The sequence below is a fragment of the Dictyobacter arantiisoli genome, assembly GCF_008326305.1.
Classification (GTDB): Bacteria; Chloroflexota; Ktedonobacteria; order Ktedonobacterales; family Ktedonobacteraceae; genus Dictyobacter; species Dictyobacter arantiisoli.
Genome location: NZ_BIXY01000113.1, coordinates 1 through 16,152 on the forward strand (window position 1 = coordinate 1; position 16,152 = coordinate 16,152).

Sequence of the window (16,152 nt, forward strand, 5' to 3'; positions counted from 1 at the left end):
TGCAGAAAAGGTGCATAGCACCTTTTCTGCACCACACACTAAAAACAGTTTTGAGCACCGCAGGTGCGAAAACTCATGCACCAGGATGGCGAAGACCATGGGAATCAAACACTGTCTAAACTCGACTTTGTACATTTTTAGGCTTTTGAGCCTGAGAAAAAGGGCGAGTGCGACGTATTTTCGAGCTCACGTTTTCAAAAATGTACAAAGTCGAGCTAAATGTCTATTGGAAGGGATAGGATAGGCCGTTTCAAAGCATTCAGGCCTATCCCAGGGTACCTCTTTCTCTCTCTAGTTGAGAGCAATCATACCACTGTGCCACCGTCTTCATAGACAAATTCGCCCTGCAAGCGTATCTCCCCCATCCAGCTCATCTGGCGGTCGTCAAAGAGATTGTACGCCTGTGCGATACTCTGGTTGAGTTCGATCTGCCAGCTTAAAGCAAAATTGCAACTCACATCGTTTCATCTTGCTTGATGTGCAGGTTTTCTATGACCAATGTAGTTTCGGGCAGATGAATGATGAGGAGATAATGGCCGGGATGCATAGCATGAAAAAACAGTTTGCCTGTTTCATCAACTCGAGTAGACAACAGTGGAGCTTCATCATACGCTAACGAGTATTCCCCAGCCACACTTCTATGCTCAGGATTCTCCAGAGGCTCGGAAGACCAGGTGGCTCGATAAATCTCAGCACTGATACCGACCAATGATGTACATGCCTGAAGATCGTTCCGCTGGCTAAGCACGCCACAGAGCCAGATTTGTTGCTCACTCTCGTATCCTGCCTGTAACGATAGCGTGATCATATCAGCCTGAGATAGGCTGGGAGAAACGGAAAGAGGCGCTTTCATAGATGCAAGCAGCGCAGTATCTCTATCCAAAGGCTCATCTGCCAGGAAATGTCGTGCATCAGCAACCTCACGTGCACAGAGAGGACAATGCTCCAGGTGGCAGCGAATTGTTATCTCGTCATCAATTGGTAAAATATCTACGCAATATTGGCTTAAGGTGGTGCTATCCGGGCATTGATAACGGTAGATATTTCCCAACAAGAGAGTATTCATATTGGTATAGCTGGCAAGTCGGTGCTGGCAGATAAGGCAACGTGCTATATGCTCTCCGGCTTGTACTGGCAAAGCTTCTCCATCTAATACATAACGAAGCAATTCCTCATCGTTTGGAGCGACTAAGCACAGACAGTCCATCATTGGCAATCCTTCATATGTGATGCTTCGTGCAATGTAAGCAATTAAAACAAGCAACTTCTATACTCTATGAAACGCCACATAGCACGTTTTTGGGATGCTGCTTTTCAACGCCACAAGACAGCCGGGAAGCATACTGGCCTCAAATCTGTATGCTTCCTTCTAATCTCCAGCGAATCTTATCAGCGTTCCGCAAGATACGCTCCATGATATTGCGCTTCAAGCGATAGAGCTCTTCCTCGCTTTGAAATTCACCGGGACAATAGCGCATGATTTCGCGCGGCTTCAAATTGCAATGAAAATGTAAATAGGCAACGCGTTGTTCCCGTTTGCCGGGTAAAACACTCTTAATCGCTTCCCATAGCTCGCCCTCATCATAATGATCTTCTACCAGGGGCTCATCAGGATGCCCATAATCAGGGATACGCTCTACATTTGCCCTGGCAAAGGCACGCAGGGTATCCATGATGGCGCAATGCAGGCAGAGCTTTAGATAGCGAAGCGCACTGCCGACGGTTACGAAGGAGAGTTTCTGATCACTGGCAGCCTGCCAGAAACGGCGAAAGCTATCATCAATATAGGTCTGCTCTGTCTCATAGCGGAGCGCCCGTTCGCGATGCGAATGACCACCCAGCCAGAGGCGCGCAGTATCGTTAAACTGCTTCCGAAGGACCATCCAGGCCTCATTATCCCGTAGCACGACCGCTCGCCGCAAAATTTCCAGGCAATAGCGATCATCGCTGACTTCCTTACGACGGTATCGGGCCATTTCAAGCAGTGAATATTCCGTGAGAGCCAGCAGGCTCATCTCATCAAGAGGCTTGTCTATTTCGATATTCATTGGCTATCGTACGTCCCCTCTAGCTTTAACTGAAATACGCTACGTCTTGCTCTTTCCACTACGATAGTAAACGTGAAGTATTGACAATTATCCAATGCATTCCATTTGGCATGATGAACTTCTTGTGCTACAATCTATATTTTTCTATAGTAAAAGGGGAAATGCTTCAATAATTAATTGCGATTTTATTAGTATAGTATTCCAATAGATATATAGTTAGTTATCTTTTGCTCACTCTTATAAGCGGTTACGGAAGATGGAAGATGGAAGAGATGCCCTGCATCCAGGGCTACGTACTGACTTCTCGTCCATCAAATGAAGGGCTTGACACTCTATCTCATCAATCAGTATAAGCAACGGTTAAGTCAAAAGAGATATGTCATTTGTCCCATTTCTTGCCTCTTTCCAGGAAAGCAAGTATAATAGGTACATAGACAAGCGTACAAGTAACAGATGTTTATTACAAGGTCGCACTTAACAGTAAAAAAGTGAACTGTCACACAAAAAGGTGGTGGCGTCGCCATGGAAAAGCGTCTTTTGCTGGGCATAGATGCCAGTTTTTCCTTTGCCACTCAATATGCCATTCGTACGGTAGGCGATCTCTTTCCAAGTACTACCCAGTCAATCACTGTTCTTCTTCTCCATGCAATCCCCAGTACCCATATCGTGACTGAATATCCAGGCTATTTTACAGAGCAATATATGCTCATCCCCCCCAGTTCAGAACAGAAAAAGCATGCGGAAGAGATCCTTGCTAAAGCCAGCACGACGCTCCAAAAGCTTGGGTTTGAGGAGAAAGATATTGAACAGGTAATTTGTGTTGGCTCACCGGCTGAAGAGATTGTGAAAGCGGCCCATGAGCATCGTGCGAATCTGATTGTGGTAGGCAGCCGTGGAGATAGCTGGCGGCAGCGCCTGCGCAGGATATTATTGGGGAGTATCTCCCGTCAGGTACTGCACGCCGCTACCTGCCCTGTGATGGTTGTCTTGCCTCCTCGCTCCTTGACCAATCAAGATATTGTCCTCTGGTATGAGCAAGCTCTCCAACAATATCTCAAAGAACATCATAGCTCGCTTACTGTCCTGAAGCCGCAGGCAGTCACAGCCCTCTTCCCACTCCCTCATCCAGGACCAGACACACCCAGACAACTCAGTGCAGCAACCTCCGCGCTAGAAAAGCTTGCCAGAAAAGGGGTGCTGTGCCGCCGGGATATCCAGGGGGAAGTCCACTATATTAATGACTGATAAAGAAGGCCTCACTGTAAAGGATGAGGCCTTCTTTATCGTACCACCATCCTGCCGCTACGTTGGTTCTCCCCATCCACCTTTTCATTTTGTACCATTTTCATTTGTAAAAAATCATGCGGCGGGAAAAGGGAAAATTAAATAGCCCTGAGGAATAGCCCGGCACCTGGAGAAACCGCTTCACATAAGGTAAGTACTTGTTACTATCACAATTAGTAACTACTCTTTTACCACCACCGTGCTGACAGGCTCATTGCCACCACGAAACCGTCCAAATAGGCGCGCTGTTATCGTACCAAAGAGAAGTATGCCTAATCCTGCAGCAATGATCTGGTCTGTAGCGCGCAGATTAAAATTCCCAACGCGACAGAGCAGAACATACGCAATAACCAGATTGAGAAAGCCCCAAAGTACATTGACAGTCGAGGACGACAGTCCTTTCCCTGGCGGTTTCGCAAATGGACTCGGAAAAGGCTGACCCATCAAGCCACTGATGAAATGCGGAAGTGCATTGGTGAGAAATGCACTCCCAAAGAAGTAGGCAACGTCATATAACCATTGCATGATGCTAAAATCCTCCGTTGAAATGAGCTTTGTGGTAATCAGGAAAAAAATGGTATCGCCCCGAATTGGGCCAACCTACTTTTGAAGCTCTCCTGATATGAGCCTCATTTTCCATGTTTCAACCTGAAGCACTTCCGCCTGCCGTGGAAAGACTTTCGTTAACAGGACGCGCTGGACTTCTGCATCGTTATCGAAGCAGCAATCGGCTAAGACCGTTAACTGATAATCCTTGTCAGCCGCTTCCCGCAAGGTTGATAAGACCACTCCACTGGTTGATATACCACAGAGCACCAGATGCGAAATGCTCTGTGCTCTCAATACCACTTCTAAATCACTGCCACTAAACGCACTCACGCGACGTTTCGTGACCACAATATCCGTTGGTTGTGGAGCAAGAGCAGAAGTGATCTCCATTGTTTTCCCTGTCAATAAGGAAGATGGTTGTTCTTTCTGTGCGAAGAAGGCTTTATTGTTTGGACTAATTTCGGGATATCCTGGGCGAAAGGTCACAGCTACATAGATGATGGGAATTGACGCGACACGAGCAGCGTCGATAGCTGTGCGTACAGGGGCGAGAACGTCACCTTGCTGTGCGAGCCTGGCGACAATTCCTTCCTGCATATCCATCACTAAAAGAGCGGTATGTGCATGTGTATCAGACATTATTTTTCCTTTTCTCTTGCAAAACGATACGTGTTTGTTCTTCTGTCAACTACTCGCTCCTCATCTCTGTCGTTGACTCTTCAAGGCTTTCCTCTGCGGGTTGACGCAGAAGCCAGGCAATAATTGCGACAACGAGGCAGAGAGCTCCTCCAAGCAAGAATGTCGTTGAGACGCCAATGCGTGTCGTTGCGACACCTGCAAAGAAGTTCCCTAATGGCAAGGCTCCTGCATAGACCAATAGATACACACCTATGATCCTGCCACGGAGATGATCGGGAGCGATTGTTTGAACCGCGGTACTCGCTGTGGCTGTCACAACGATCTGTGCAAACCCTATACTGACGAGCAAAGGGAACGCGAGGATGTACACGGGCGAAAGTGCAAACGCAATCTCAAGTATACCGAACGCGAACGCTGCGATCAGCAGAAAGCGAATACTCGGTTGACGATTTCCCCAGGCAACCCACAGTGCTGAGAACAGAGCCCCAAGCCCATAAGCTGCTGCAATGAAGCCATATCCCGTCGCCCCAGCATGGAAGACCTCAGTGGCAAACAGCGGCAGCATCACATTGAATGTGATACCGAACAACCCGATTCCACCAATGAGTGTTATGATGAGAAGAACGGCTGGCATGTGCCAGGAATAGGAGAGACCCTCACGCAAGCTCTGGAGCGTGCCGCGTTTCTTATCGTCTGTCCTTTTGCCGGGCAAGGCGTATAACGTTCGTGTGTCGATCATGAACAGGCCGATAATCACAGCGATAAAACTCAGCGTGTTAAGGAGAAAAAGCGGTGCAACACCGAGCCATGCAACCAGCACACCACCAAGCCCTGGTCCCAGCACACGAGCCATATTGGCGAGCGAAGAATTCAGGGCGATGGCGTTTGGGAGATCTTCGCGGCCCACCATTTCATGAATAAACGCGTTTCGGGTAGGACTATCAAGTGCATTGGTGATGCCGAGCAGTGCGACCAGAAGCAGAACATGCCAGACTTGGACCACTCCCGTTATCACCAAAAGCCACATGACGGCTGACTGCACAAGTGAAATAGATTGTGTCACGAGCAGCAGCGTGCGTTTGGGGACGCGATCAGCGAGTACCCCACCGTAGAGTGAGAAAATCATCACTGGCAAGTACTGGAGCAAGCTCACTACTCCAAGCAGCAACGCGCTATGTGTCAGTTGCAAGATCAACCATGCCTGTGCGGTTATTTGCATCCAGGTCCCGACCTGCGAAATCATTTGACCAAAAAAGAACAGTCGATAGTTACGATGGCGCAGGGCAATAAACGTTCGCCCTAAGACCCTGGTTTGTGTCCTGACTGGCGCACTCCGCTGCTCCTCTTCAAGAAGAGTATGTTCCTGAGTGCTGGAATGAATGGGTCGCATAGGTGTTTTCTCCAAGGAATACCAAGGTGAGCAGAGAGAGACGCACGTGAAGGAGGTTCTCCCAGGAGGGATGCGCTTCTTGCGACAAAGCCGATCAGAGCTCTTCCTCACTCAGATGGCGTAGGGCAGGCAGCGCTCCTTGTAAATGCGTCAGTTCTTCTTGACTGAGATGGCTGAGAAGACGGTGTAAGTGCGTGCACCAGAACTCCTCATAGAGTGATACCACACGCTGACCGCGTTCGGTCAGTGATATCTTCACCACCCGCCAGTCCTGTTCATCGCGAATACGTGTGACGAATCCCTGGGCCAGCAGGCGTTTCACCATGGCAGTGATGGCTGGCGGTGCAACATCTAGTTGCTCAGCTAATTCTTGCATGGCGCACTGTTGGCGCGTCATCAGCACACGCAAAAATTTGAATTGTCCTTTGGTGGCCCGGAGTTCTAAAATGTCGCGCCATTCCGGGGCGATATCATCTGAGTTGTGGGGAATCTCCGCACGAATACGCTCCAACAAGCGGGGAATAATATCAAACAACGCATTGGCAATGTCCAAGGTCCTCTCAGAAGAAGGCTCACTCATACCGATCCTTTCTTTGTTTTATTCATGCGCTTAATAATTCATACAATTATTATTTAATCACGTTAACAATATTATACAGAGCCCCATTCCTCTTGTCAAGATCGCACGCTGGTGAATGAAGGATGTCATTCCTCTCTTCTTTCCCCCATTTCATCCGATGCCGATCAAAATGGATTCAGGCTTGGATCATCTCCCACTCTTTCTGCCCGAATGGAGCCATTATTTACAAAATGGCGAGGAAAGAAGCCAGATCCTGTGAAGGTTGGAATCCCCTGGGTTTACCCATGGGGAGGAGTCAAAAAAGGGCTGCCAGGGCCTGCGTGGTGGTGACGGGTGCCTGGCAGGCGAAGTTCTGACAGATGTAGACGGCTGATTGCTGATCCTTGAGAGGACGATCCGCTAGCAGAGCGATGGCGCTGCTGGCCTCCTGATTCTCAGGTGCAGCACAGGCCAGAACACTGTTGGGAAGATAGCGAGCGTTGATGCAATCCAGTAGAGCCTGTGTCTCTGCCTTTGCAATCTCTCCGATCACTGCCAACTCTTTGACTGGCGAGAGCGCGAAATCCAGAACACCCAGGACGTGTCCAAAGGCCAGAGGATGCTGGATGGCGGCCTCGAAAAGCGACTGTAGATAGATGTCTGCACGCTCTCGATAGGAGGATTCGCCAGTTAAGGCTGAGAGACGCAACAGAACATCCATAGCGACGCTGTTGCCTGCTGGCGTGGCGTTGTCCATGATGTCTTTGGGCCGACTGATCAGGGATTCGTGATCGGTGCCGGTATCAAAAAAGCCCCCCTGTTGCTCATCCGCAAACAGGATGATGGCTTGATCCATTGTGGCGCGGGCCTCGACGAACCAGCGTGTGGTAAAGCTTGCCTCGTATAAGGCCAGTAAGCCATCCGCCAGGAAGGCATAATCTTCCAGGTAGCCACGCAAACGGGCCCGGCCATCCTTATAGGTGCGTAACACCCGGTCATCCTGGCGCAATGTCTCTAGCAAGAAGGACGCATTGCGCTGCGCGATCTGAAGATAGTCCTCGCGTTTGAGATAGCGTGCGGCCTCCGCGAAACTGCGCAACATCAGACCATTCCAGGAGGTCAGGATTTTCTCATCTCTTCCCGGTCGTACGCGCTGTTCACGTACCTGGAATAAAGCGGCCCGCCCACGTTCAAGGATCTCATCCAATGTTTCAATGCTCAAGTGCTCCTGCCGGGCAAACGTCTCGCGGTCCTGCCGCACGTGCAGGATATTTTTTCCTTCAAAGTTGCCCTGGGGGGTCACATCATAATAGCGCATCACCAGAGCGGCGTCCTGAGGACCCAGAACACGCTCAACGTCCGCAGGTGTCCAGACGAAGAACTTCCCCTCTACCCCCTCGCTATCGGCATCCTGTGTTGAATAGAAGCCACCCTCTGGAGAGGTCATCTCACGGGCCACATAATCCAGCGTCTCTTCAACGATTCTGCGATACAGAGGCTTGCCGGTAACCAGATAGGCATGCAGATATAGCCGACTGAGCAAGGCGTTATCATACAGCATCTTCTCAAAGTGCGGTACCAGCCAGATATCATCGACCGAATAGCGATGGAAACCGCCGCCCAGTTGATCATAGATGCCACCAGAGGCCATGCGTTGCAGGGAGGTTTCAACCACTTCAAGCTCGCTCGGCTGCGTAGCTTGAGTGGTCTCCACTGCCAGTTCGCCCGCCGGTCGATGTTGATGCAGGCGCAACAGGAACTCTAACGCCATCGTATTGGGAAACTTGGGGGCACCACCAAAACCGCCATCCTGAGCATCGAAGTCTTCTAACAGAGGTTTCTCGGCAGCTTGCAATGTTTCCAGTAACGCAGCCGCGCCGGTCGAGCTCTTACGCAATCCTGCTAACGCCCCACCACGTCGATTGAGATGTTCTGCGACTTCCGTTGCCTGCTCTTCAATTTCCTGCCGGTGCTGCGCAAAGGCTTCGGCCAGGCTCATCAGAATCCGTGGGAAGCCTGGCATCACCTGCTGACCATAGCGGCGATCCTGCGGCGGAAAATAAGTACCACCATAGAAGGGACGCCCATCAGCTGTCAGGAACATCGTCATCGGCCAGCCACCCTGCCCGGTCATCGCCTGCACAGCCTGCATATAGATGGTATCGATATCGGGACGCTCCTCACGATCTACCTTGATGGATACATAGTATTGGTTCATCAACGCCGCGATCTGCTCATTCTCAAATGACTCACGCTCCATCACATGACACCAATGACAGGCGGAATAGCCTACACTCAACAGAATCGGCTTATTCTTCTGCTTCGCCTTCTGCAACGCCTCATCCCCCCAGGGGAACCAATCCACCGGATTATGAGCGTGCTGTAACAGATAAGGACTCGTCTCATTGATCAGACGATTGGTGTGTTTATATGTAGTAGCGCTTTGTGGCTCACTCATAGCAATCTCTCCTGCATGATTAAACGTACTGCGACCAATTCATTGTACGACACGCATGGGGAAAGCGAAAACGCAAAAATTATTGCCCTTTCCAGCACTTGACTTTATGATTTTCATCAGTATACTATGCCAATAGAACTGTATGACTAAAAAAGCTTTTTTAGTCATACAGTCAAAAAAGCAACCTGATAGAAGAATGGAAGGAAGGAAGGCGATTTGGGAGAGCAAGCTGGTGATGAACGAACAACGATGCCACAGAGTCCGGAACAGAGCAAGCAGCAGGAACGCGGCAATCGTATCCTGGATGTGGCCTCAGATTTGTTGCAGCGCTGGGGATATAAGAAAACGACGATTGATGATATCGCCAGGCAGGCAGGGGTAGCGAAAGGAACCATCTATCTGCATTGGAAGACCAAGGAGGATTTGTTTCTGGCACTGCTTGTGCGCGAGAAGATTGCAGAGGGCCAAGAAGTCGAAAAGGCTCTGGCAAATGAGCCTGAAGGTGCAACACTCCACAATCTCTATAAATATTCGGTGCTTTCAGCTCTGCGCAATCCTTTGATCCATGCCATCATGCTGCGCAATACAGATATGCTAGGCGATCTCATCAACACACCACAGATGCAGGATAATTTTGAGCCTCAGATGGCGGCCTTCAACACCTATATAGCCTATCTACGCGACCAGGGGTTGATCCGCACGGATATCCCGCTACGGATTCAGTTTTATATGATGGAGGCTATCGCCACAGGATTTCTGACGGTAGACGAATTTTTACCACCTGACTATCGACTCGGGGATGAAGTACGAGCCGAACTGGCGGCGGAGACGATTCATCGCCTCTTTGAAGTGCGCCAGCCAGATAAACAGGAAAGACAGGAAGCTACGGCTCATCTTAAACATATGACAAATTTGACACAAGAGTTTATGCGGAAGGAACTTGAACATGGAGCGTCTAATCGAGGTCACTAATCTGACCAAAACGTATGGGAAACAACGCGGTATTCTCAATGTCAGCTTTGATATCACCGAGGGGGAAGTTTTTGGCTTTTTAGGCCCCAATGGTGCTGGTAAAACCACTACCATCCGTACCTTGATGGGCTTTCTCAAACCGGATAGCGGACAGGCGCAGATCGGTGGCTTTGACTGCTGGAAACAATCCACAGCCGTCAAACGGCTCGTTGGCTATCTGCCAGGAGAATTCTCATTTGATCCAGCTCTCACGGGAGCGCAGATCCTGACCTATCTGGGCAATTTACGTGGTGGAGTCGATCAAGCATATGTACGTCAATTATGCGAACGGCTCGATCTGGATTTAACCAAACGCTTTCGCGCCTACTCGCGTGGCAATAAACAGAAAATCGGACTGGTACAGGCATTTATGCATAAGCCACGCCTGCTGATCCTGGATGAGCCGACCGGCGGACTGGACCCGCTCAATCAACAGGAATTTTACCATATGATCGCCGAGGTCCATGCCGATGGACGCACTGTCTTTCTCTCCTCGCATATCCTACCGGAAGTTGAACATACCTGTTCACGCATCGGCATCATTCGCGAGGGTCAATTGATCCAGATGGATATGGTCAGCAAGCTCAAAGACATCAAACAGAATGATGTCCTCATTCGCTTCGCCAGCCCTGCCTCACCCGCCTGGTTCAAGGATATTCCCGGTGTGCTCACGGTTGAGCCAGAGCCTGACGGCACCGAGCTCCATCTGACAGTCCAGGGAGAACTCCAAAGCATTATCCAGGTAGCGGCAGAACATCAGGCCATTCATTTCGCAACGCAGGAACCCAATCTGGAAGAGATCTTCTTACGCTTCTACCAGCCAGCTAAACAGGTCAAGACCGAAGTGGCCGCAAACGCATAATGAAATTTTTTATTCTGCCATGATGATCAAAACTATTGGCAACGTCTCATTAGAAACATACATTGCCTGAAAGGTTTATGAACTATGTTCCGCACCGTTTGGAGCAAGACACTCCGCGAATATCGTATCCCGCTCTGGAGCTGGGGCCTGGGTCTGGGCCTGATGATGCTTGGCACTTTCGCTGCCTATGGACCTGGCAGCAATACACAGACGGATAATACCCTCACACAGCTCACCCAATCCTTCAACTTTATGGGAGATCCCGTTGCCGTTCAAACGACGGCTGGTTATGTGACTTTTAAGGTTTTGGATCTCTTTTTTCCTGTCATGCTGTGTATCTGGACTATCCTGGCAGGCGGCAATTTGATCCGTGGGGCAGAAGAACGCAACTCGGCTGAACTGTTGCTGGCTACCTCCATTTCACGCACCCGCTTATTGAGCGAAAAGCTCCTGGCGCTTGCCAGTACGCTCATTGTCATCAGTCTGCTCATCGGGGTGGGCACAATCCTGGGTGAGGCCAGTAGAGGACTGCCTGTCGATGCCTGGAACGCTTTTTTGACTGGATTAAATGTCAGCTTGCTTAGCTTCTTCTTTGCCACGCTCACCGTGTTCTTCTCGCAACTGCTATCCAATCGTGGCAGCGCCCAGGGCTGGGCATTTGGCCTGCTGACCCTCTCCGTCTTGCTAGATGGGACCGCCCGTACCCTCTCACAGGTCCAATGGATACGTTATCTCTCGCCCAACTATTACTATGGCATCAATAAACCACTCATTGCTGGCTATGCCAATAATCCCTGGGCCGCTGTGGTGCTGGTAGTGGGAAGTATCCTGTTGAGCGCAGCCAGCCTCTGGCTCTTTGTGCGGCGGGATATTGGCGCTGGCAGTTTCCAACTTGCAGGCAGAAATGTTAGACAGGTCAGTCAGAGCAAGCACAACACCATCAGTATCCATACCCAGCACGATCTCTCATTGAGATCGCTCAGCTTGCGTACATTGCGCTCACAGGCGCTCCCGATAGCGTGCTGGCTGATTGGTATCATCATCTATGCAGGCTGGGTTATCGAGCTTGTGCCATCCTTTCTCAAACCCATTCACGATGTCCTGACGGCAAATCCCAATCTGGCTCAACTCTTCAATGGACACAGCCTGGATACTAACGATGGCTTTATCAACTATGCCGTCTTTGCCTTTGTACCGTTGTTGCTGGTGATGTTTGTCTTCACGCTGGCCTTTAAATGGGCAAAAGACTTCGAGGCTGGACGGATGGAACTGATCATGAGTACCCCCCAGACGCGTCGCCGCCTGCTCAGCGAACACAGCCTCACCATCGCTGCAATCGCACTGGTCAGCGCCGTGCTGGTCTGGCTGAGTACTCTGCTCATCGCCAATCTCATCAATGTGCAGGTAGACAACAACAAACTGATCGCCGCTTCGTTCGGTATCGTACCCCTGGAACTGATCATAATTGCCAGCGTCTATGCGGGAGCAGCCCGTCTACGCGCCAACATCATCCTGATCATCGTCTCACTCTATCTCACTCTGGCCTACCTGATCGAGTTCATGCGCTCACTTCTCCACCTGCCGGAATGGATCATGTCACTCTCCATCTTCCATGCCTATGGTAGCCCTCTCGTGGATGGCTGGCACTGGACACCCAATCTGATCATGCTTGGCATCGCAGTAATCCTCTTCGCTCTTGGCCTGATTCAATTTCAAGGGTCCGATATCGAGCGTGGATCATAATACCTGATAACAGTAGAAATGAGCCTTTTTCTGGCTCATTTCTACTGGACAAATGTTCTTAATCCATCTATACTACAGATACAAAAGCACGATATGTAGTAAGAAGAGGGATTGCATGAACATACCATTTGAGGATGTTGCGACAACCGCAACCGCCTATCTGAGTGAGATTGATCCAGTCATGCGAACGACTATTGAGCGGGTCGGCCCCTGTACCCTTGAGCCCAATCCAGATATCTTCAATGCGCTGGTGGATGCCATTATTTCCCAACAGATCTCAGTCAAAGCAGCCGATGCGATTATGGCCCGCGTACGCAATGCTTTGCCAGAAGGAAGGGTTACACCCGAGAATCTACACAATGTAGAATTTGAGCAGTTACGCACCCTGGGACTCTCCACTCCCAAAGCTCGCTATATCCACAATCTCACTGACCATATCATCAGTGGACAGCTTCAACTCGCCACCCTGGCGGAACTGGATGACGAAGAGATTATCGAGCAACTTACCAGGATCAAAGGTATTGGTCGCTGGACCGCCGAAATGATCCTTATTTTTACCTTTCTGAGGCCCGATGTGCTCCCAGTGGATGATCTTGGCTTCCTCGAAGGTATACGCTACGCCTATCAGCTCGCTGAACGTCCCACAAAGGCAGAGGCCAACCAACAAGGGGAACTCTGGCGTCCATATCGCACCTATGCCACCTGGTATATGTGGGCCATCCGCCGCATTGAGGTCAAAAATGAACGGCCTCGCACCCGCATCGTCTCCCTGTGATGGCGAAGACTTGAACCCAATCTTGTCCTGACGGTAAACGAAGCAGACAGTCTCAGCGCACGGTCGCCGCTATTCATATGCTAAAATAAATTGAATGTGCTCCTGGGGTACTTCAATTCTTGTGTAGATCTCTATGCCGCCAAAAAAACTGACATTCCATGGATCAATAAGATATTGTGCTCTCAAACAAAAGTGTTTGAGAGCACAATACTCACCACGATCACTGTGCATGAGTTTTCGCACCTGCTGGCAGGCGCGCAAGCGCCTGCCAGCAGGTGCGCAGCAAGATCCCGCTGGTGATGGGAATCAAACACTTTGTAAGCTCGACTTTGTACAATTTTGAAAACGTGAGCTCGAAAATGCGTTACACTCGTCCTTTTCTCAGGCTCAAAAGCCTAAAAATGTACAAAGTAGAGATAAGAGTAATATTGAAATTTGTCTGTTTAGAAAGGCCTATTTATGCAATATACACATCTGGGACGAACGGGCTTAGAAGTGAGTCGTCTTTGTCTGGGAACGATGAACTTTGGTCCACAGACCAGTGAAGAAGATAGCTTTAGGATTATGGATCATGCCCTGGGGCAGGGCATCAATTTCTTTGATACCGCCAACGTCTACGGACAGAAAATGGGCGAGGGCATTACTGAGCAGATCGTTGGCCGCTGGTTGGCTCAGGGTAATGGCCGCCGTGAGAAGGTTGTCCTGGCTACCAAGGTCTATCAGAAAATGGGCGAGTGGCCCAATGAGAAGCATCTGTCCGCCCGTCATATTCGGCAGGCCTGTGAGGATAGCTTGCGCCGCCTGCAAACCGATCATATCGATCTCTATCAGATGCACCACATTGATCGTGAGTCACCGTGGGAAGAGATCTGGCAGGCAATGGAGCAACTGGTACGCGAAGGAAAAGTGATCTATATCGGTAGTAGCAATTTCGCTGGCTGGCATATCGCCCGCGCCAATGAAGAGGCCAAACGCCGCCATTTCCTTGGTCTGGTTTCCGAGCAGAGCCTGTATAATCTCAATGCCCGTACCATCGAGCTTGAGGTGCTGCCAGCCTGTGAGGCGTATGGATTGGGTGTGCTACCCTGGAGTCCACTCAGCGGTGGCTTACTCGGTGGCGTCCTGGGCAAGATCGGGTCCGGTCGGCGTGCCAATCCTCACATGCAGGAACAAATCAATAAGCTACGCCCACAGCTCGAAGCCTATGAAAAATTATGCACCGAGTTACAACAAGATCCCGCCGATGTAGCTCTGGCCTGGCTGCTGGCCCAGCCGGTTGTGACGGCTCCAATCATTGGACCACGCACAAATGAGCAACTGGACAAAAACATTCACGCACTTGAGGTTACCCTCTCAGTAGACGTGCTCAAGCAACTGGATAAGATCTTCCCCGGCCCCGGCGGAGCCGCTCCCGAAGCATACGCCTGGTAGCATTTTCCACTATAGCATAGAATAACCAGGAGGCATGCATTTCTACCTTCTGGTTATTCTCATTACACAAACATGTCATCCTGATGCAAGCGAAGAGCATCTTGATGCTCTAACAAGAAAAGGACATCGCAACATGAAAATTAAACGTCTTGGTCAAACAGGACTCAAGGTGAGCGAGATATGCCTGGGTACAATGACGTTTGGCATACAAGCCAATGAGGCAACAGCCTTTCAGATTATGGATGTAGCTGATCAAAATGGCGTGACATTCTTTGATACGGCAGATATGTATCCTCTGGGCGCTGATCCTGATGAAATAGGACAGACAGAAGTAATTGTCGGCAAATGGTTGCGCGAACGCAAGGCTCGTGAACGCATTGTTCTGGCTACCAAATGTGGTGGAGCAACTGGTCCCACAGCCAATGATCGAGGAGCCAGCCGCAAACACATTATCGCCGCCTGTGATCAAAGCCTGCGTCGCCTGCAAACCGATTATATCGATCTCTATCAGATCCACTTTCCCGATCCCGAAACTCCCATTGAAGAGACAATGGACGCTCTGGATACCCTGGTACGCTCGGGCAAGGTACGCTATCTCGGCTGCTCAAATTATGCTGCCTGGCAACTGGCAGACGCGCATGCGGTCAGTCAGCTACAGGGATTGGCCCGTTTTGAGAGCGTGCAGCCCCGCTATAATATCCTCTTCCGTATGATTGAAGAGGAACTCATTCCACTCTGTCAGGCTCATAATGTCGGCATCATTGTCTACAATCCTCTGGCTGGTGGTATGCTTACGGGACGCTACCGCGCGAGCAAAACCGTCCAGGAGGGCACACGCTTCAACTTAAAAAACAGTGGCGAACTCTATCGCCGCCGCTATTGGAAAGATGCCGCCTTCGAGGCTGTTGACCAATTAAATAGTTTCTTTGAGCCACGCGGCAAGGGTCTGGTACATGTGGCACTCTCCTGGGTTCTGGCACAACCAGGGATTACCAGCGCGATCGTCGGTGCCAGCAAGCCGGAACAACTTTCCGAGAGTTTAAAGGCGCTCGAAGTATCTTTGAATGATGAAGAGTTGCAGACCTGCAATGAGCTCTGGTATCAATTACCACGTGAACAAGACGCTACCATTGCCCGCCGTTAAGCATAGGAGGAAATGCGCTTATCGTAGGTACCACCCTTCACGGGTGGAAGGCAACAATCCTCTCGCACCCGACTCTCATGTCTGCCTGCTCTGGCGCATCTTCGGGGCGAGATGGGCGGTTCTCTCCACCCGTGAAGGGCAATACCGCTTAAATAGCGAGAAGCGGAGGAGATGAATTCTGTAGAGACCGACGAGGAATGGGTTGCAGGAAGTCGGCAAAGGTGGTGTTCTTCAAGGTGATGTTTTGATGCTTTGGTTT

General features: G+C 50.2%; 16 protein-coding genes. 9 read left to right on the forward strand and 7 right to left on the reverse strand.

The features are described from left to right. Positions 1–344 precede the first annotated feature (344 nt). Complete coding sequence (locus tag F1593_RS30005; RefSeq protein WP_371873906.1) at positions 345–440, forward strand: antibiotic biosynthesis monooxygenase family protein; 96 nt, start codon at positions 345–347, stop codon at positions 438–440. A gap of 14 nt (positions 441–454) precedes the next feature. Here F1593_RS30005 and F1593_RS24945 read toward each other — a convergent pair whose 3' ends face one another. Both F1593_RS24945 and F1593_RS24950 read right to left on the reverse strand, forming a co-directional pair. After that, positions 455–1,210, reverse strand: a complete 756-nt coding sequence (locus F1593_RS24945; RefSeq protein WP_149404272.1) for a hypothetical protein — start codon at positions 1,208–1,210, stop codon at positions 455–457. A gap of 139 nt (positions 1,211–1,349) precedes the next feature. Then, complete coding sequence (locus F1593_RS24950; RefSeq protein ID WP_149404273.1) at positions 1,350–2,048, reverse strand: hypothetical protein; 699 nt, start codon at positions 2,046–2,048, stop codon at positions 1,350–1,352. A gap of 522 nt (positions 2,049–2,570) precedes the next feature. Here F1593_RS24950 and F1593_RS24955 point away from each other — a divergent pair. Both F1593_RS24955 and F1593_RS28655 read left to right on the forward strand, forming a co-directional pair. Then, on the forward strand, positions 2,571–3,293 hold the full coding sequence (locus tag F1593_RS24955) for a universal stress protein (protein ID WP_149404274.1): 723 nt from the start codon (positions 2,571–2,573) through the stop codon (positions 3,291–3,293). Next, complete coding sequence (locus F1593_RS28655; protein WP_172632434.1) at positions 3,286–3,438, forward strand: hypothetical protein; 153 nt, start codon at positions 3,286–3,288, stop codon at positions 3,436–3,438. Before F1593_RS24955 ends, F1593_RS28655 begins: the two co-directional genes overlap by 8 nt. 74 nt (positions 3,439–3,512) lie before the next feature. Here the strand turns inward: F1593_RS28655 and F1593_RS24960 are convergent, their stop codons facing one another. The 5 genes from F1593_RS24960 to F1593_RS24980 form a co-directional block, all read right to left on the reverse strand. Further along, a complete protein-coding gene (locus tag F1593_RS24960) occupies positions 3,513–3,857 on the reverse strand; it encodes a hypothetical protein (RefSeq protein ID WP_149404275.1) in 345 nt (114 codons plus the stop codon). A gap of 75 nt (positions 3,858–3,932) precedes the next feature. Next, positions 3,933–4,520: a cysteine hydrolase family protein gene (locus tag F1593_RS24965; protein WP_149404276.1), complete on the reverse strand. Its 588-nt coding sequence runs from the start codon at positions 4,518–4,520 to the stop codon at positions 3,933–3,935. A 49-nt stretch (positions 4,521–4,569) separates the two neighbouring features. Continuing rightward, positions 4,570–5,910 carry an MFS transporter gene (locus F1593_RS24970; RefSeq protein ID WP_149404277.1) on the reverse strand — a complete coding sequence of 447 codons (1,341 nt, stop codon included), beginning with the start codon at positions 5,908–5,910 and terminating at the stop codon, positions 4,570–4,572. Positions 5,911–6,004: 94 nt separating this feature from the next. Next, positions 6,005–6,490 carry a MarR family winged helix-turn-helix transcriptional regulator gene (locus tag F1593_RS24975; protein ID WP_149404278.1) on the reverse strand — a complete coding sequence of 162 codons (486 nt, stop codon included), beginning with the start codon at positions 6,488–6,490 and terminating at the stop codon, positions 6,005–6,007. A gap of 295 nt (positions 6,491–6,785) precedes the next feature. Continuing rightward, positions 6,786–8,927 (reverse strand): thioredoxin domain-containing protein, encoded by a 2,142-nt coding sequence (locus tag F1593_RS24980; protein WP_149404279.1) that lies wholly within the window; start codon positions 8,925–8,927, stop codon positions 6,786–6,788. 216 nt (positions 8,928–9,143) lie between these two features. On the opposite strand from F1593_RS24980, the gene F1593_RS24985 reads away from it, so the two are divergent. The 6 genes from F1593_RS24985 to F1593_RS25010 all read left to right on the forward strand — a co-directional run bounded on the left by F1593_RS24985 (position 9,144) and on the right by F1593_RS25010 (position 15,893). Then, entirely contained in the window at positions 9,144–9,899 is a 756-nt protein-coding gene (locus F1593_RS24985) for a TetR/AcrR family transcriptional regulator (protein ID WP_149404280.1), read from the forward strand. Continuing rightward, positions 9,874–10,800 (forward strand): ABC transporter ATP-binding protein, encoded by a 927-nt coding sequence (locus F1593_RS24990; protein ID WP_149404281.1) that lies wholly within the window; start codon positions 9,874–9,876, stop codon positions 10,798–10,800. Before F1593_RS24985 ends, F1593_RS24990 begins: the two co-directional genes overlap by 26 nt. Before the next feature lie 84 nt (positions 10,801–10,884). Further along, positions 10,885–12,543, forward strand: a complete 1,659-nt coding sequence (locus F1593_RS24995; RefSeq protein ID WP_149404282.1) for an efflux permease Rv1217c-related protein — start codon at positions 10,885–10,887, stop codon at positions 12,541–12,543. A 115-nt stretch (positions 12,544–12,658) separates the two neighbouring features. After that, positions 12,659–13,318 (forward strand): DNA-3-methyladenine glycosylase family protein, encoded by a 660-nt coding sequence (locus tag F1593_RS25000; RefSeq protein ID WP_172632435.1) that lies wholly within the window; start codon positions 12,659–12,661, stop codon positions 13,316–13,318. 459 nt (positions 13,319–13,777) lie between these two features. Next, entirely contained in the window at positions 13,778–14,749 is a 972-nt protein-coding gene (locus tag F1593_RS25005) for an aldo/keto reductase (protein ID WP_149404284.1), read from the forward strand. A gap of 133 nt (positions 14,750–14,882) precedes the next feature. Continuing rightward, positions 14,883–15,893, forward strand: a complete 1,011-nt coding sequence (locus F1593_RS25010) for an aldo/keto reductase (RefSeq protein ID WP_149404285.1) — start codon at positions 14,883–14,885, stop codon at positions 15,891–15,893. Positions 15,894–16,152: the final 259 nt, after the last annotated feature.